Source organism: Rathayibacter sp. VKM Ac-2856 (assembly GCF_013205055.1).
In the GTDB taxonomy this organism is placed as follows: domain Bacteria; phylum Actinomycetota; class Actinomycetes; order Actinomycetales; family Microbacteriaceae; genus Rathayibacter.
Genome location: NZ_JABMLF010000003.1, coordinates 132,927 through 149,436 on the forward strand (window position 1 = coordinate 132,927; position 16,510 = coordinate 149,436).

The following is a 16,510-nucleotide window of genomic DNA, read 5'->3' on the forward strand; positions in this document are numbered from 1 at the left end:
GTAAGCCAACCCTTAGTCAGCGGATCTCCTCCCCGCTCGCTCTTCAGACGCAGGACTCCGCCTTCCCCATGCACCCCTCCCCCGAGCCTCCGCGCTCGCCCTCGCGCCTCGCCGGTGCCGACCTCGTGCTCGGCTTCGGTCAGCGCACCGTCGTCGACGGCGTCTCGGTGCAGCTGGAGCCCGGCCGGGTGACCGCGCTGGTCGGGCCGAACGGCTCCGGCAAGTCGACGCTGCTGCGCGCACTGGCGCGGCTGCACACCCCCAGCGGCGGACTCGTCACCCTCGACGACGACCGCCCCGCGACCGCGCTGAGCAGCCGCGACTTCGCTCGCGAGGTGACCCTCTTCGCGCAGAGCCGCACCGCGCCGCAGGGGCTCAGCGTGCGCGAGGTCGTCACCTTCGGCCGCCACCCGCACCGCCGCCCCTTCGCCGGCCCCTCGGCCCGGGACCGCGACGCCGTCGAGCAGGCGATGGCCGCCACGGGCGTGCTGTCGATGGCGGAGCGCGCCGCGGGCGAGCTCAGCGGCGGCGAGCTGCAGCGTGTCTGGCTCGCAGCCTGCCTCGCCCAGCAGACCGGGGTCGTGCTGCTGGACGAGCCGACCAACCACCTCGACCTCCGGTACCAGGTCGAGACGCTCGATCTCCTCCGCGATCTCGCCGAGGTGCACGGCGCCGCCGTCGGCGTCGTCCTGCACGACCTCGATCACGCCGCACGCGTCGCCGACCGCCTGCTGCTGCTGAGCGACGGCCGCGTCCTCGCCGAGGGCGCCCCGATCGAGGTGCTCACCGCCGAGCACATCGAGGCGGCCTACGGGCTGCCGGTCGAGGTCGCCGTGGACGAGCGGACCGGCCGCCTGCGCATCGACCCCGTCGGCCGGCACAGCAGCCGCCTGCACGACTCCCGCCCGCACGAGACGACCCCCGCCCGTTCCCGAGAGGACACCGAAGAATGACCCGCGCACCCCTCCTCCCCACGGCCCTCGCCGCGGCCGCCGCCGGCGTGCTCCTGCTCACCGGCTGCGGCACCACCGCCGTCGAGACCGCCGACGCCGCCGGCACTGTCGACTCCGCCGAGTGCGCCGCCGACGACACGCCGACCGCCACCGGCGCCGTCTCGCTGACCGACAGCCTCGGCCGCACCGTCGAGCTCGACGCCCCCGCCCAGCGGATCGTCGTGCTCGAGTGGCAGCAGACCGAGGACCTGCTGACGCTCTGCGTCGCCCCGGTCGGCGCCGCCTCGACGGAGGACTACGCCACCTACGTCAGCGCCGAGACCCTGCCCGCGAGCACTGCGGACGTCGGCGAGCGCGGCGAGCCCGATCTGGACACCCTCTACGGGCTCGACCCGGATCTGATCGTGATGGAGGCCTACAGCGCCGACGACGACCTGCTCGCTCAGCTCGAGGAGCGCGACGTGCCCGTGCTCGCGACCATCGGCGCGGACGCGAGCGGTCAGATCGACAACATGAAGGAGGTGTTCTCGCTCCTCGGCGAGGCCACCGGCCGGACCGAGCGCGCCGACGCGGTGCTCGCGGAGTTCGACCAGCACCTGGCCGACGCGAAGACCGAGGTCGCCGAGGCCGCGCTCGCGACGCCCGAGTTCGTCTTCTTCGACGGCTGGATCGAGAGCGGCAACGTCGTCATCCGCCCCTACGGCAAGGGCGCGCTCTTCACCGAGCTCGGCGAGGAGCTCGGCCTCGAGGGCGCCTGGACCGACGAGATCAACGACTCCTACGGCAGCGGCGGCGTCGACCCCTCCTACGGGCTCGCGCAGACCGATATCGAGGGGCTGACCGCGGTCGGCGAGGCGAACCTCGTCTACTCCAACGACGGCACCGCCGACAGCTACGTGACCGAGCTCGCGAAGAGCCCGGTCTGGGCCGCGCTGCCCGCCGTGCAGCAGGGGCGCGCCTTCGAGTTCCCGCCCGGCGTCTGGGGCGCCGGCGGTCCGAAGTCGGGCGAGCAGGCCATCGACGCCTTCGTGGACGTCATCGTCGGCGTGCTCGCGGCCCTCGCGGTCGCGGTCGTGCTCATCGGGCTCTGGCACCTGACCCAGGGCACCTCGGGGATCGGCGCGGACGGACTGCTCCGCGCCCTCCTCGGCGAGGAGGTGTCGGTCGGCGGGGTCTCCGCGGCCGATGTCTTCGCCGGCTCACGGCTGCCGCGCCTGTCCGCGGGCATCGCCGTCGGTCTCGCCCTCGGCGCCGCCGGCGCCCTGCTGCAGTCGATCTCGCGCAACGCCCTCGCCTCACCCGACACGCTCGCGGTGACGGCCGGCGCCTACTTCGCCCTGACCGCGGTGGCCGCCTTCTCGGTGTCGGTGCCGCTCTGGGCGTCGAGCGGAGTCGCCTTCCTCGGCGGTCTCGCCGCGGCGGCCCTCGTGCTCGCGCTCACCGGGCGGGCCGCGGGGACCTCGAGCACCCGGCTCATCCTGGCGGGCTCGGCCATCGCGATGGCGCTCGACTCCGGCACGGCGATGCTGCTGATCCTCTTCCGGGAGAACACGACTGGGCTCTTCGCCTGGGGCAGCGGCTCGCTCGGGCAGCTGAACATCGACGCCTCGGTCCGCGCGGCTCCGCTGATCGCCGTCGTCCTCGCACTGGCCCTGCTGCTCTCGCGCCGCCTCGATGTGCTCGGTCTCGGCGAGGACGGCGCCGCGACGCTCGGCGTCCCGGTCCGCTCGACCCGCGCGCTGGCCCTGCTCTGCGCGGTGCTGCTCACCAGCACCTCGGTCACCTTGGCCGGGCCGATCGCCTTCGTCGGGCTCGGCGCCCCCGTCCTCACCCGGCTGCTGGCGGCGCGGGTCCCAGCGCTGCGCCGCCACGTCTTCCTGGTGCCCGCCTCGGCGCTGATCGGCGCCGCGCTGATCGTGCTCGCCGACGCACTGCTGCGCGCGATCCTCAGCCCGGAGGGGGCCACGGCGATCCCGACGGGCATCCCGACCGCGGTGCTCGGCGGACTCGTCATCGTGGTGCTCGCGCTGCGGATGCGCGACGCCGGAGCGGCGCGAACGGCACGCACGGTCCACTCGACCCTGCGGACGGCGCGGCGGTTCCGGGTCGTGCTCGCGGTCGTCGGCGTCCTGCTCGCGGTGACGATCGTGCTCGCGCTGCTCGCGGGGAGCCTGCAGCTGCGGCTCGGCGACGTCGCCCTCTGGCTGCAGAGCGCTGCACCGGACCTCGTCGCCCGCGCCCTCGACGAACGGGCACCGCGGATCGCGGCGGCCGTGCTCGCCGGCGCGGCGCTCGCCCTCGCGGGCACCGCCGTGCAGGGCACCGTGCGCAATCCGCTGGCCGAGCCGGGACTGCTCGGCATCACGGCGGGCGCAGGGCTCGGCGCTGTGATCGTCGTCACCACCGGGCTCGGCGGCGGCGGTCGGCCGGTGCTGATCATGATGGCGGTCGCCGCGGGGCTCGTGACCTTCGGGGCGATCGCCCTGCTCGCCTGGCGGGGCGGACTGCAGCCGGACCGCTTCGTGCTCGTCGGCATCGGCGCCGGCTACGCCCTGAGTGCGGTGACCGCCTTCCTCCTGCTGAGCTCCGACCCCTGGCGGACGCCGCGGATCCTCACCTGGCTCTCCGGCACCACGTACGGCCGGTCGCTGCCGGACGTCCTGCCGGTCGCCGTCGGGATCCTCGTGCTGCTGCCGGTGCTCCTGGGCCTGCGCCGCCGACTCGATCTGCTGGCGATCGACGAGGACACCCCGCGGATCCTCGGCGTCCGGCCCGAGCGCACCCGCCTGGGCATGCTCGCGCTGGCCGCCGTGCTCGCCTCGCTGGCCGTCGTCGCCGTCGGCACCGTCGGCTTCGTCGGCCTGGTCGCGCCGCACTTGGCCCGCACGCTGGTCGGCGCGCGGCACGGGCGCATCGTGCCGGTCGCGATGCTGCTCGGCGGGCTGCTCGTCCTCGTCGCCGACACCCTCGGCCGCACGCTGATCGCGCCGTCGCAGCTGCCCGCGGGCCTGATGATCGCGCTGGTCGGCGCGCCCTACTTCGTCTGGCTGCTCCGCCGCACCCGCGACTGAGTGATCACCCGGTACGCGGCGCCGACGGCCAGCACCGCGGCGCCGCCCGCGATCGAGGCGGGCGGCAGGGTCGCCACGAGCAGCAGGCAGCCGGCCACGCCGATGACCGCCAGCACGCGCGGGTAACGGCGGTGCCGCGCCTCCTGCGTCAGCGCCGCGACGTTCGCGACCAGGTAGTAGAGCAGCACGCCGAACGAGGAGAAGCCGATCGCCGAGCGCAGGTCGGCGACGAGCACCAGGACGACGATGATCGCACCGACGGTGATCTCGGCGCGGCGCGGGACGCTGCGCACCGGGTCGATCGTCGCCAGCGCGCGCGGCAGGTCGCCGTTGCGCGACATCGCCAGGCTCGTGCGGCCGATGCCGGCGATCAGGGCGAGCAGCGCGCCGAGGCTCGCCGCGGCGGCGCCCGCGCGGATCAGCGGCGCCGTCCACGGCCAGGCAGCGGCCGCGTCGACGAGCGGCTGGGTGGAGGCGGCGAGCCCGTCCGCGCCGAGGGCGGCCAGCAGCGAGACGCCGACGACGGTGTAGATCACGACGGCGAGCACGAGCGCGCCGAGGATCGCCCGCGGCACGGTGCGCGCGGGGTCGCGCACCTCCTCCCCCATCGTCGCGATGCGGGCGTAGCCGGCGAAGGCGAAGAACAGCAGGCCGGCCGACTGCAGCACGCCGTAGGCGTCGAAGGGCCGGTCCGCGACGGCGTCGAAGGGCCCGCCCGCCGCGGACGGCCCGGAGGCCGCGACGGCCGCGACCGCCACGACCAGCACCACGAGCACGATCGAGAGCAGGATCCGCGTCGCCAGCGCCGTGCGCGTCACGCCGAGCACGTTCACCGTGACCAGGGCGACGACCGCCGCGACGGCGACCGGCCGCTCCCACCCGGCCGGGGCGGCGTAGGCGGCGACGGTCAGCGCCATCGCCGCGCAGCTCGCGGTCTTACCGACGACGAAGCTCCAGCCGGCCAGGAAGCCCGGCCACTCGCCGAGCCGCTCGCGGCCGTAGAGGTAGGCGCCGCCCGAGCGCGGGTACTGCGCGGCGAGCTGCGCCGTCGAGGAGGCGTTGGCCCAGGCGACGAGCGCGGCGAGCGCGAGACCGATCAGCAGCCACGGGCCGGCCGCGGCGGCGGCGGGCGCGAACGCGGAGAAGAGACCGGCACCGAGCATCGAGCCGAGCCCGATGACGACGGCGTCGGGGGTGCCCAGGCGGCGGGCGAGGGAGGCGTGGGAGGTCACCGCCCCGTCTTAGCGCACCCCGGAGACCGGCGGGTTAACCTGGGCGTCCGCGCCGAGACCGGGAGGCTCCCATCCGCATCCTCATCGTCGACGACGAGATCAATCTGCTCCGCGCGCTCGAGGCGGGCCTCCAGGGCGAGGGCTTCGCGGTCGACACCGCCGCGAACGGCACCGACGCGCTCTGGCTCGCGCAGGAGGCGGAGTACGCGGCGATCGTCCTCGATCTGATGCTCCCCGACATCAGCGGCTTCCGCGTCTGCGAGCGCCTGCGCGCGGCCGAGGACTGGACGCCGATCCTGATGCTGACCGCGAAGGACGGCGACCTGGACCAGGTCGAGGCGCTCGACACCGGCGCCGACGACTACCTCACCAAGCCGTTCTCCTTCCCGGTGCTGGTCGCGCGGCTGCGGGCGCTGATCCGCCGCGGCGCCGCCGAGCGCCCGACCGTGCTGGTCGTCGGCGACCTCGTGCTCGACCCCGCCGCCCGCCGGGTGGAGCGCGGCGGCGTGCCGATCCCGCTCACCGCGCGCGAGTTCAGCGTGCTCGAGTACCTCGTCTCCCGGGCCGGCGACGTCGTCTCCAAGCGCGACGTCCTCGGCGCGGTCTGGGACTTCGACTTCGACGGCGACCCCAACATCGTCGAGGTCTACATCCGCACCCTCCGCAACAAGATCGACCGGCCGTTCGGCCGCGAGACGATCCGCACCCAGCGCGGCGCGGGCTACTCGGTGCAGCCGTGACGGGCGGCGCGGCCGGGAGGCGCGGCGCGGTCGGGAGGGGCCGGCGCTCGCTGCGCACCCGGATCACGCTCGCGGCGACCGCGGTCGTCGCCCTCGCGGCGGTGCTCGGCGCGGCCGGCTTCCTGCTGGTGCTGTCCTCGGTGCTCGCCGGCAGCGCCGCGACGGCCGCCGAGACCGAGGCGGAGCGGATCGCGACCCTGGTCGAGAACGACGGCGCGGCCGCGGTGCGGGCCTCGGAGGGCGCGGTGCAGCTGGTCGTCGACGGGCGCGTGGTCGCCGCGGGCGAGGACGCGGAGGACCTGCCGGCGCTGGCGACCGAGGAGCGCGACGAGCCGTTCGCGACGACGCCCGCGGACGAGGATCCGCTCGTGGTCGCGACCCAGGAGCTGGACGACGGCGCGCTCCTCGTCGTCGGCGTGCCCGACGAGGGCCGCGGGGAGGCGCTCGCGACGACCGCGGGGCTGCTCGCGGTCGCCGTGCCGCTGCTGATCGCCTTCGTCGCGATCGTCTGCCGGGTCGTCGTGGGCCGGGCGCTGCGGCCGGTCGACCGCATGCGGGCGGAGGCGGACGCGGTGACCGCCGCGGCCCTGGACCGCCGGATCGCGGAGCCCGGCTCGGGCGACGAGATCGACCGGCTCGCGCAGACGCTCAACCGGATGCTCGGGCGCCTCGAGGACGGCCAGGAGCGCCAGCGCCGGTTCGTCTTGGACGCCTCGCACGAGCTCCGCTCCCCGGTCGCGGCCCTGCGCCAGAGCGCCGAGGTGGCGCTCGCGCATCCCGACCGCTTCGACGGTGCCCGGCTGGCGACCACGGTCGCCGAGGAGTCGGTGCGGATGGGCGGCCTGATCGAGGGACTGCTGCTGCTGGCGCGCGCCGACGAGGCCCGGCTGGCGGTGCTCGCTGCGCCGGTCGACCTCGACGACCTGGCGCTGCGCGAGGTGCGGCGGCTGCGCGACTCCGGGATCGCCGTCGACGCGTCCGGGGTCTCCCCGGTGCAGGCGGTGGCCGACGAGGCGCTGCTCGGGCGGGCGCTGCGGAACCTGGTCGACAACGCGGTGCGCCACCGCGCCTCGCGGCTCGCGATCGCGACCCGCGGCGAGGGCGAGGCGGCGGTGATCGTCGTCGACGACGACGGTCCGGGCATTCCGCCGGCCGAGCGCGAGCGGGTGCTCGGGCGCTTCGTGCGGCTGGACGAGGGGCGCGCCCGCGACGCCGGCGGCTCCGGGCTGGGGCTGGCGATCGTCGCCGAGATCGCTGCCGCGCACGGCGGGAGCGTCGCGGTCGAGGAGTCGCCGTGGGGTGGCGCGCGGCTGACGCTGCGGGTGCCGCTGGGCTGAGGCCACGCCCTCCGGTCGCTTCAGGGTGGCTTCAGCGAGCCCGCGGGACAGTGGCTGCGGCGTCGACGAGCGGCGCCGGAGACGGAGCGGATCATGAAGAAGAAGACCGGGATCATCGTCGGAGTCGTGGGCGCGGTCGTGCTCGTCGGGGCCGGCACGGGCATCGCCTTCGCCGCGACCGACGGCTTCGAGCGCTCGGACGCGCTGACCGGAGCGGACCTCGACCGCGCGAGCGAGGTCGCGATCAGCGAGATCGGCGGCGGGACCGTCACCTCGGCCGAGCGCGACGACGACGGCACGCCGGGCTACGAGCTCGAGCTGCGCGGCGACGACGGCCTCGAGTACGACGTGCGTCTCGACGACTCCTTCGGAGTCCTCGTGGTCGACCCGGAGGACGACGACGCCGTGCGCGGCGACGGCGCGACCGGCACGGGCAGCGACGGCACGACCGGCACGACGGACGGCACGGCCGGAACGGACGACGCCACGACCGGCGCCGTCGATCCCGACGACCTCGTCGGCGAGGAGCTGACCCGCGCGAGCGAGGCCGCGATCGCCGCGGTCGGCGGCGGCACGGTGACCGAGGCCGAGCGCAGCGACGACGCCGACCACGCGTTCGACGTGGAGGTCACCCGCGCGGACGGCACCGACGTGGACGTCGACCTCGGCGCCGACTTCGCGGTCCTGCGCACAGAGGAGTAGGACCCGCGAGCAGGGGTGAGCGCCCGGAGTCGGAGGGGCTCAGCCCTTCCCGGGCCCGTTCCCGTTGCCCGGGTTCTGCCCGCTCGACGGGCTGCGACCGCCGCCGTTGCCGCCGGTGCCCGGAGCCTCCACGGGCTCCTCGACCGGCGCCTCGACCGCGGGTGCGCCCACGGCGGGCGCCGACGGCACGGGCGCCGGCGACTCCTCCTCGGGCGGCTCGGTCGGCTCGGTCGGCTCCAAGGGCTCGGTCGACTCGGTCTCCTCGGGAATCGGCGACGGCTCCTCGTCCGCGGTCTCGACCGGGGCCGGGGTCTCCTCCTCGGGAGTCTCCTCGGCCGGCGGCTCCTCCTCGGCGGGCGCGGTCTCCTCGGGGACGGGCGCGGTCGACTCCTCGGGCGCGGGCACGGCGGCGATCAGCGCACCGAGGTCCGCGCGCACCAGATCGGCCTGAGCCTGGATCGCGCTCGCACGATCGGCCTGGACCGTCCCGCCCGCGATCGCCGCGTCGAGCGTCGCCTGGAGCGCGTCGAGCTCGGTCAGCGCTCCCTCCCAGTCGTCGGCCGACGCCTTCTCGGCGACCGCCACGACGGCGTCGTCGAGCGCCTGCGCGGTGCCGTCGTCGATCGACGGATCCGAGGCGGAGCAGCCCGACAGCACGAGCACCGCGGCGAGCACCGCTCCCCCGGCACGCAGTCGGAGGCCGGTGCGCAGGCCGAGACCCGTGCGCAGTCCCCTCACGCGCTTCCCGCCCCTCATGAGCCGATGCTCTCGCGCAGCTGACGGAGGTGCTCGCCGAGCTCGCCGTCGACGGCGGGCAGCGGCGACTGCGGACCGTCGAACAGGACGATCACGAGACCGACCGCGACGGCGACGAGCGCGAGGACCAGGACGATCAGCCACGGGCTCGGGCCGGTGCGACGCCGGGCAACGGCGGGCGCGCTCGGCGCGACCCACGTCGTCGTCGCGGTCGCGGGCGCGGCCTCGGGGAGCCGCTCGGTCGCCCCCGCGGGCAGCACCGAGGTCGCGTCGAGCAGCTCGGTCGCGGCGGAGGTCGGAGCGAAGCGCTCGGTGGCGAGCATCCGCTCCGTCGGCGGCGGGCCGGCCGGCTCCGCGCGGATCACGTCCGGGACGACGATCGCCGTGGGCGGCCCGTCGCGCCGCGGATCGATCAGCGCGCGCGCCGACTCCGCGACCTCGATCGCGCTCGGCCGCTCCGCCGGCTCGCGCCGCGTCATCGCGTTCAGCAGCGCCGACCAGCCGCCGCCGAGCGACTCCGACACCTCGGGGTCGCGCAGCAGCCGGGCGAGGGTGACCTCGATGGCCGAGCCGGTGAAGGGACGCCGCCCGGTCAGCGACTCGAGCAGCACCAGCCCCAGGGAGTAGACGTCGCTCGCGGAGGTCAGCACGTCGCCGTGCGCCTGCTCCGGGCTGAGGTAGGCGGCCGTGCCGATCAGCGTGCCGGGCGAGGTGATGCGGGTGGCGTCGATCAGGTAGGCGATGCCGAAGTCGGCGAGCTTGGGCCGGAACTCGCGGCTGGTCAGCGGGCTCGGCACGAGCAGCACGTTCGACGGCTTCACGTCGCGGTGCACCACGCCGGCCGCGTGCACCGTGTGCAGGGCCTCGCCGAGATCGGCGGCCATCGACGCGACGTCGTTGGGCGCGACGGGGCCACTGGCGAGCCGCTCCGCGAGGCTCGGCCCCTCCGCGAGCTCCATCACCATGTACGCCTGGCCGCCGGTGTCGTCCCCGCCGTCGTCGGCGTCGTAGAGAGTGACCAGCGCGGGGTGGTTGAGGGCGGCGAGCAGCCGGATCTCGGACGACTTCCGCTGCAGGTCCTGCGCGTCGTCGATGCCCGGGGCGAACATCTTCAGCGCCACCGACCGGCCGAGGATCTCGTCGCGCGCCCGGTAGACCGTCGCCATCCCGCCGCGCCCGATCAGCTCCTCGATCGTGTAGCGACCGCCGATCGTCGTGCCGACGACGCGGTTCTCGCCCGTTCGGTGGGATGACACGATTCCTCCTCGGACGGATGCTGCGGCAACGCCGCGCTCCCCGGTGCGACCGTTCCCTCAGGGTAGTACGTCCGTCCTCCGGCACGCAGGACCGACCGGGGCGGGCGGCCTGTCAAGCGGGTGCCCGTCGAGGGGGCCGCGCGTAGCGTGGCTGGTCCCGACGAAAGGTGAGGCACATGCACGAGGACGAGCAGGGATCGACGATCGGCGCGACGGACGGCGCGGCTCCGGCCACGGCGAACGAGAGCGAGACGATCGAGAAGGACCGCGCCGAGTCCCCGGGCAGCGAGCGCGAGACCGAGGTCCGCCAGGAGCAGGACCCGACCACCAGCCGGACCGAGGTCTCCGGCTCGGCCGAGGTCATCTCCGTCCCCGGCACGGGCGGCGCGGACGACGTCGGCACCGTCGAGGTGGACCCCGACGAGGTCAGCCTCAACGGCAAGCCGTTCCCGGGACACGCCGGAACGAAATGATCCGGCCTGCCCCGGGAACCGCTCCCATCAGCCGGCTCCGCCGGCGGGCGGGGCACGCAGGTACGAAGTAACTCCCCTCACGCGACCGGGTCGAGCAGGCCAGGATCGTGGCGGTCGACCGTCCGCGCGTTGTTGACGCGGCGGTCGACCGGGTAGGCCGTGATCGTCGAGGCGACGGCGACCGAGGCTCGGTCGAGCGTCGCCAGCATCTCCTCGCTCGAGGCGAGCGGCTCCGGACTCAGCCAGGCGTCGCGGACGTCGGGGGTGAGGAAGACGGGCATCCGGTCGTGGACCTCGCCGGAGGCGTCCCGCGCCTCGCGGGTGATGATCGTGAACGAGACGCGCCACTCGTCGCCCTCCTTGCGCGCCGCGTAGAGGCCCGCCGCGGCGAGGATCGGCTCGTCGCCGTGCAGGAACCACGGCTGCTTGCCGTCGGCCCGCGCCTCCCACTCGTAGTAGCCGCGCATCGGCACGATGGCCCGCTGCTTCGCGAAGGCCCCGCGGAACAGCCCGTTCGAGGCGACGGTCTCGAGCCGCGCGTTGATCGGCGACGGCCCCTTCCCCTTCGCCCACGAGGGCCGGAAGCCCCAGGAGGCCAGCTCGATCTCGCGCTCGAGCGCGTCCTCGTGCCGGTGCTCGCGCACGATCGGCGCGGCGTCGGTGGGAGCGACGCTGAAGTCGGGCGCCCAGTCGGCCGCCCGGCCGCCCGCCGCGACGAACTCGGCGATCAGGGCGTCGGTCTCGGAATCCATCGCGAAGCGTCCGCACATGTGGGCGACACTACGCCGGACCACCGACGGCGGCGAGGACCTCTGCGCGCCGACCGCGCCGGATCGTCGCGACCGCGAGCCCGGCGACCATCACGGCACCGCCGATCAGCACGCCGACCGAGGGCACTTCGCCCAGCAGCGCCCACGCCGACAGCACGCCGACCACCGGCACGAGCAGCGTGAACGGCACCACCGACGCGGCCGGGTAGCGGGCCAGCAGCGAGTTCCAGATCCCGTAGCCGATCAGCGAGGCGAACACCGCGGTGTCGAGCGTGCTGAGGACCGCCGCGAGCGAGAGCCCCTGCAGCGCCGTCGCGATCGCGGGCCCGCCGTCGACGAGCAGCGAGAGCAGCAGCGCCGGGATCGGCACGACCAGCGCCGACCAGACCACCAGCGACAGCCCCGAGGCGCCCTTCGCGCGCCGGGTCAGGACGTTGCCGATCGCCCAGGACAGCGCACCGCCCAGGCAGACCACGAACGGCAGCCACGGAGCGACCGCGCCGTGCGAGACGGCCACGATCACGAGACCCGCGACGCCGACGACCAGGCCGATGCTCTGCCGCCGGGTCGGCCGCTCCCGCAGCAGCACCGCCGCGATCAGCACCGTCATCACGATCTGCGCCTGCACCACCAGCGACGCCAGCCCCGCGGGCATCCCCAGCGCCAGCGCGAGATAGAGCAGAGCGAACTGCCCGAGGCTCATGAACGCCCCGATCGTCGCGACCGTGCGCAGCGGCGCCTCGGGCCGCGGCACGAGGAACACGGCCGGCACCGCGACCACCGCGAAGCGCATCGCGAGGAACAGCAGCGGCGGCACGTCCGCGAGCCCGACGTCGATGACGACGAAGTTCAGCCCCCAGAGCAGGACGACGAGGAGGGCGAGGAGGCTGTGCCGGCGGGTCATGGGTCCAGACAAGCGCGAACGACCCGGCAGCACCAGCGCAGGTCGGCACCGCCGATCCGGTAGCGTCGCTGCATGATCGAGCCGTCCGCGCTCCGCGCCCTCGTCGCCGTCCGCGACTGCGGCACCGTTGCCGCCGCGGCCGACGCGCTCGGCTACACCCCCTCGGCCGTGTCGCAGCAGCTCAAGCGCCTCGAGCGCCAGACCGGCGGTGCCGTTGCCGAGCGCTCCGGTCGCGGCGTGCTGCTGACCGCGCACGGCCGCACGCTGGCCGAGCGCGGCGAGCGCCTCCTCGCCGAGCTCGAGGCGCTCGGGCACCTGGGCACCGTCCCGGCGGAGGAGGTGACCGGCACTCTGCGGGTGGCCGCGTTCTCGACCGCGATGCGCGGCCTGCTGGTGCCGGCCCTGTTGCTCATCCGCGAGCGCGCGCCTCGGCTGCGGCTCACCCTCGACGAGCTCGACCCGTGGGAGGCCTCGCGCCGGCTGGAGCGGGGCGCGGCCGATCTCGCGATCCTGCACGATTGGCCCGGGCTGGCGCTCGATCTCCCCCACGACACCATCGAGAGCGAGATCCTCCTCGAGGACCGCGCCGACGTCCTCCTGCACCGTGCGCACCCGCTCGCCGGGAGCGCCGAGATCGCGCCGAGCCGCCTCGCCGACGAGACCTGGGTGAGCATCCCGGCGGGGGCGATCTGCCACGCCTGGCTGCTGCGCACCTTCGCCGGCACCGGCCGCCAGCCGGACATCGCCTACTACGACGAGGACTTCAGCACCCACATCGCCCTGGTCGAGGCGGGTGCGGCGGTCGCGCTGGTCCCGCGGCTGGGACGCGAGCCGCTTCCGGAGGCGGTGGTCGCGGTCCCCGCGGTCGACCCGATCTCGACGCGCGTCGTCAGCGCGGCCTGGCGCCGCTCGGGCCGGGGGAATCCGGCCCGCGCGGTGGTGCTCGACGCGCTCCGCGCGGTGTCGTAGCCCCGAGGAGCGCCGACCGACCGGCGGTGGTCAGCCGCCGACGACGCGGCTCTTCGCCGACCAGAAGCGCATCAGCGCGCCGGCCGCGATCGAGCCGGCCGCCCCGGCGGCGAGGTCGCCCAGCGTGTCCTCGTAGCCGACGAAGATCGTCTCGTCGACGAAGCGGTGCCCGGCCCACTCGCCCCACTCCCAGACGACGCCCATCGTCAGGCCGAAGCAGGCGCAGAGCACGATCGCCGGGGCGAGCGGTCCGCGATCGCCCGCCACCGTCGGCACCACGCCGGCGCGCGCGGCGAGGATGTAGGCGACGGCCGCGACCAGCCCGTTCAGCACGAAGTGCACGACGAGGTCCCACGACGCCCACGCCTGGTAGAGCCCGAGCACGCTGCTCCACGAGGCGATCAGCAGAGCCAGGCCGAACGCGGCGTCCAGCGCGGGACGGATCCCGAGGAACCGCGGCAGGACGAGCCCGATCGCCGCGAGGGCGAAGACGGCGACGTCGACGAGGTCCCAGCCGAGCACCGCGGCGACGATGCTCGCGGCGCCGAGCGCGCGGACCGCGTCGGCGAACCACTCGCCCCGGGTGCGCGGCGGCTCCATGAAGGTCGAGATCAGGACGGGCTCGTTCTCGGGGCGGGATCTCACGGCGGTGCGGGTCACGGCTTCGTGAAGCGGAGCACGGCCTGGACCGCCTCGTGGTCCGAGCCCGGAGCCGCGTCGTCGTAGCGCGTGGCGTTGATCGCGGCCGAGACGACCTCGAACGCCCCGGCGCTGACGGTCAGCCAGTCGATGCGGCGCCCGGCCTTCGGCGGGCGGTAGTTCGAGTAGGTGCCCCAGTGCGGGGTGAGGTGCGTGCCGGCGACGACCCAGGAGTCGGCGAGACGGCCCTCGTCGAGCAGCGCGCGGTAGGGGGCCGTGCCGATGTCGGTGTTGGTGTCGCCCATCACGATCGCCGGCCGGCCGAGATCGAGGACCCGCTCGGCGACGAGCTCGGCCGAGCGCAGCCGCGAGCGGCGCGAGAGGTGGTCGAAGTGCGTCGCCACCACGGTCAGCTCGCGATTCGTCGCGTGGTCGGTCAGCTCGGCGATCACGGCGGTCCGCGGGATGCGGTTGCCCCAGCTGCGCGAGCCGGCGACGTCCGGAGTGGCGGACAGGGCGATCTGCGACCAGTCGCGCACCGCGAAGCGGCTGCGGTCGACGAAGAGCATCACGCGCTCGCCGCCGCGGTCGGCGTCGCGGCCGAAGCCCATCCCCTCGAAGGAGGCGTCGAGCGACTCGTGCACCCACTGCGCCTGATCGGGCAGCGCCTCCTGGACCGCGAGGATCGACGGGCGCTCCTCCTGCAGCAGGCGGCGGACGAGCGGCTTGCGCCGCTCCCACTGGTCGACCGCCCGGGCGGTGAGGCGGGGCATGCGCCGCCGGATGTTGTACGTCATCACGTGCAGCTCGGGGGCCGCGATCGGACCGATCAGGGGGGTCGGGTCGGGCATGCCTCCAGCCTACGGGGGCGATCCGAGGTGTCCGGGAGGCTTGCGGACCCGCTTCCCGGTGCCCCTACCCTTCGAGGATGACCCTCTCGCCCGCGCTCGCGGCCCTCGCCGACGCCTCGTTCGTCTCGCTCACCACCTTCCGGAAGACCGGCGTCGGGGTGTCCACGCCGGTGTGGATCGCGCGCGACGGCGACGAGCTGGTCGTCACCACTCCCCGCAAGAGCGGCAAGGTCAAGCGCCTGCGGAACGACCCGCGGGTGACCCTGGTGCCCTGCGACCGCCGCGGCCGCGTCGCCGACGGCGCGACCGTCCTCGAGGCCGAGGCGCGCATCGTCTCGGACACCGGCACCGTCGACCGCCTCGGCCGCGTCTTCCTGCGGAAGTACCGCCTCGAGTACCGCGTCTTCATGGTGATCGAGCGCATCGTCTCCCGCGGCGACCGCACCCGCGTGATGCTCCGCATCGCGGACCGCTGAACCGCGACGACGCCCTGCTGTTCGCCGGGTCGCGTCGGTAGAATCGAGGCTTCGGAAGGGAGTCCGGCATGGCGCATGCAGTCGCAGCAACGACGGTCGGTGATGCCGAGAGGGATCGGCATCGGATGTTCGCGGAGGCCGCACTCTCTCTCGCGGGCCACGAGGTCGAGGATCCGGCACTGCGCGCGATCATCGAACTCGCTGCGCGCCACGAGCTGTCGGGGGACGAGGCGGTCGCGGCGATCAGGCGGCACGTCCAGGGCTGATGCCCGGCGGTTCCACCTTCCGCACCTGGGACGACTACTTCATCCCGGGGACGACTGTTCTCCGGAACCTGTTGACGGGACCCGGGAAGCCCTACGGCGAGACCGATCCCGTGAAGCTGCGCGTGATGGAGGAGGCGATCACCGCTGTCCGCATCCGGGAGCTGCACGAGAAGCCCATCGCCGGCCGGTTCGACTACGCGCACATGAAGGCGATCCATCTCGCGATCTTCCAGGACGTGTACGCATGGGCGGGCCAGGAGCGAGTCGCTCCGGTCGGGAAGCGCATGACCAAGGACGGACACGCCTACTACCCCGCCGGCCCATCCCTCGCCGAGGCCGCGGAATCCGAGTACGCCGAGCTCGCCCGCAAGGATCATCTCCGCGGCCTCGGTCCGGAGGAGTTCGTCGAGGAGCTCGCCGAGAGCTGGGGCGAGCTGAACGTGATCCACTTCGCGAGAGAGGGCAACACTCGCTCGCAATTCGTGTTATTCTCCCAGCTGGCCGAGCAGGCGGGCTACCTGATCGACGCCGCAAGGTTCCTGCCCGGAGCACCGCTGCGGGACGCCTTCGTGGAAGCGCGATTCCACAGTCAGGACACCGGGAGCAACGAGAAGCTCGCCGCGGTCCTGCGGCAGGCGGTCACACCTCGTCCGAGAGATGCGGACGCAAGGTCCCGGTGATCGCCGGCGGAGGCTCGGTGCGGCGTCGCGCGCCTACACCCGCGGGACCGGTCGCGGATAGGGCTTCGGGCGCGTGGTGTGCGGGCACTACGGTGGGGCGTCGCCCGCCGGTGCCCCTTCAGCGCCTCCCGCGCACGCCGGCGATCGCAGAAGGAGCACGTATGAGCATCGGAGCAGGGATCTTCCTCCTCGTCGTCGGCGCGGTCCTCGCCTTCGCCGTGGACATCGACGTCGCCGGAGTCGATCTGACGCTGATCGGCTACATCCTGATGGCCGCCGGGGCCGTCGGCCTCATCATCGGCCTCGTGCTGAGGACCCGCCGCCGCCAGGCCGTCTCGACCACCCGCTCGGCGGTCGACCCCGCCAGCGGCGAGCAGGTCACCCGCCGCACCAGCGAGGGCAGCGGCCCGGTCGTCTGACCCGCGGAACCACGAG

General features: G+C 74.5%; 18 protein-coding genes. 11 read left to right on the plus strand and 7 right to left on the minus strand.

Annotation, left to right across the window (positions count from 1 at the left end; all coding sequences use genetic code 11):
- The first annotated feature begins 68 nt into the window (after positions 1-68).
- Together HQQ82_RS11130 and fhuB are read left to right on the plus strand one after the other, a co-directional pair.
- Positions 69-953: an ABC transporter ATP-binding protein gene (locus HQQ82_RS11130; RefSeq protein WP_173233156.1), complete on the plus strand. Its 885-nt coding sequence runs from the start codon at positions 69-71 to the stop codon at positions 951-953.
- A complete protein-coding gene (gene fhuB, locus HQQ82_RS11135) occupies positions 950-4,024 on the plus strand; it encodes a Fe(3+)-hydroxamate ABC transporter permease FhuB (protein WP_173233158.1) in 3,075 nt (1,024 codons plus the stop codon). The genes HQQ82_RS11130 and fhuB overlap by 4 nt, the downstream gene beginning before the upstream one ends.
- On the opposite strand, the gene HQQ82_RS11140 is transcribed toward fhuB, so the two are convergent.
- Positions 3,988-5,256, minus strand: coding sequence for an APC family permease (locus tag HQQ82_RS11140; RefSeq protein WP_173233160.1), 1,269 nt, complete (start codon positions 5,254-5,256; stop codon positions 3,988-3,990). The two genes, fhuB and HQQ82_RS11140, sit on opposite strands and share 37 nt — an antisense overlap.
- Positions 5,257-5,327: 71 nt before the next feature.
- On the opposite strand from HQQ82_RS11140, the gene HQQ82_RS11145 reads away from it, so the two are divergent.
- The 3 genes from HQQ82_RS11145 to HQQ82_RS11155 all read left to right on the plus strand — a co-directional run bounded on the left by HQQ82_RS11145 (position 5,328) and on the right by HQQ82_RS11155 (position 8,035).
- Complete coding sequence (locus HQQ82_RS11145) at positions 5,328-5,996, plus strand: response regulator transcription factor (protein ID WP_173233834.1); 669 nt, start codon at positions 5,328-5,330, stop codon at positions 5,994-5,996.
- Complete coding sequence (locus tag HQQ82_RS11150; RefSeq protein WP_173233162.1) at positions 5,993-7,333, plus strand: HAMP domain-containing sensor histidine kinase; 1,341 nt, start codon at positions 5,993-5,995, stop codon at positions 7,331-7,333. The genes HQQ82_RS11145 and HQQ82_RS11150 overlap by 4 nt, the downstream gene beginning before the upstream one ends.
- A 93-nt stretch (positions 7,334-7,426) precedes the next feature.
- Positions 7,427-8,035 carry a PepSY domain-containing protein gene (locus HQQ82_RS11155; protein WP_173233164.1) on the plus strand — a complete coding sequence of 203 codons (609 nt, stop codon included), beginning with the start codon at positions 7,427-7,429 and terminating at the stop codon, positions 8,033-8,035.
- 39 nt (positions 8,036-8,074) lie between these two features.
- On the opposite strand, the gene HQQ82_RS11160 is transcribed toward HQQ82_RS11155, so the two are convergent.
- Together HQQ82_RS11160 and HQQ82_RS11165 are read right to left on the minus strand one after the other, a co-directional pair.
- Positions 8,075-8,791, minus strand: coding sequence for a hypothetical protein (locus tag HQQ82_RS11160; protein ID WP_173233166.1), 717 nt, complete (start codon positions 8,789-8,791; stop codon positions 8,075-8,077).
- Entirely contained in the window at positions 8,788-10,047 is a 1,260-nt protein-coding gene (locus HQQ82_RS11165; protein WP_173233168.1) for a serine/threonine-protein kinase, read from the minus strand. Before HQQ82_RS11165 ends, HQQ82_RS11160 begins: the two co-directional genes overlap by 4 nt.
- Before the next feature lie 176 nt (positions 10,048-10,223).
- Between HQQ82_RS11165 and HQQ82_RS11170 the strand changes: the two genes are divergently transcribed.
- Positions 10,224-10,520 carry a hypothetical protein gene (locus HQQ82_RS11170; RefSeq protein ID WP_173233169.1) on the plus strand — a complete coding sequence of 99 codons (297 nt, stop codon included), beginning with the start codon at positions 10,224-10,226 and terminating at the stop codon, positions 10,518-10,520.
- A gap of 77 nt (positions 10,521-10,597) precedes the next feature.
- Here HQQ82_RS11170 and HQQ82_RS11175 read toward each other — a convergent pair whose 3' ends face one another.
- Positions 10,598-11,290, minus strand: coding sequence for an SOS response-associated peptidase (locus HQQ82_RS11175; protein ID WP_173233171.1), 693 nt, complete (start codon positions 11,288-11,290; stop codon positions 10,598-10,600).
- Positions 11,291-11,300: 10 nt separating this feature from the next.
- On the minus strand, positions 11,301-12,194 hold the full coding sequence (locus HQQ82_RS11180) for an EamA family transporter (protein ID WP_173233173.1): 894 nt from the start codon (positions 12,192-12,194) through the stop codon (positions 11,301-11,303).
- A gap of 72 nt (positions 12,195-12,266) precedes the next feature.
- Between HQQ82_RS11180 and HQQ82_RS11185 the strand changes: the two genes are divergently transcribed.
- A complete protein-coding gene (locus HQQ82_RS11185) occupies positions 12,267-13,163 on the plus strand; it encodes a LysR family transcriptional regulator (RefSeq protein WP_173233175.1) in 897 nt (298 codons plus the stop codon).
- A 30-nt stretch (positions 13,164-13,193) separates the two neighbouring features.
- Here HQQ82_RS11185 and HQQ82_RS11190 read toward each other — a convergent pair whose 3' ends face one another.
- Positions 13,194-13,823, minus strand: a complete 630-nt coding sequence (locus HQQ82_RS11190; protein WP_173233177.1) for a hypothetical protein — start codon at positions 13,821-13,823, stop codon at positions 13,194-13,196.
- A complete protein-coding gene (locus tag HQQ82_RS11195) occupies positions 13,820-14,653 on the minus strand; it encodes an endonuclease/exonuclease/phosphatase family protein (protein ID WP_173233179.1) in 834 nt (277 codons plus the stop codon). Before HQQ82_RS11195 ends, HQQ82_RS11190 begins: the two co-directional genes overlap by 4 nt.
- Before the next feature lie 77 nt (positions 14,654-14,730).
- Between HQQ82_RS11195 and HQQ82_RS11200 the strand changes: the two genes are divergently transcribed.
- The 4 genes from HQQ82_RS11200 to HQQ82_RS11215 all read left to right on the plus strand — a co-directional run bounded on the left by HQQ82_RS11200 (position 14,731) and on the right by HQQ82_RS11215 (position 16,494).
- The gene (locus tag HQQ82_RS11200; RefSeq protein WP_173233181.1) at positions 14,731-15,129 is read left to right on the plus strand and encodes a PPOX class F420-dependent oxidoreductase; all 399 of its coding nucleotides are present in this window, start codon (positions 14,731-14,733) and stop codon (positions 15,127-15,129) included.
- A gap of 125 nt (positions 15,130-15,254) precedes the next feature.
- Complete coding sequence (locus HQQ82_RS11205; protein WP_173233183.1) at positions 15,255-15,395, plus strand: hypothetical protein; 141 nt, start codon at positions 15,255-15,257, stop codon at positions 15,393-15,395.
- Positions 15,395-16,075: a Fic family protein gene (locus HQQ82_RS11210; RefSeq protein ID WP_173233185.1), complete on the plus strand. Its 681-nt coding sequence runs from the start codon at positions 15,395-15,397 to the stop codon at positions 16,073-16,075. Before HQQ82_RS11205 ends, HQQ82_RS11210 begins: the two co-directional genes overlap by 1 nt.
- A gap of 161 nt (positions 16,076-16,236) precedes the next feature.
- Positions 16,237-16,494, plus strand: a complete 258-nt coding sequence (locus tag HQQ82_RS11215; RefSeq protein WP_173233187.1) for a DUF6458 family protein — start codon at positions 16,237-16,239, stop codon at positions 16,492-16,494.
- Positions 16,495-16,510: the final 16 nt, after the last annotated feature.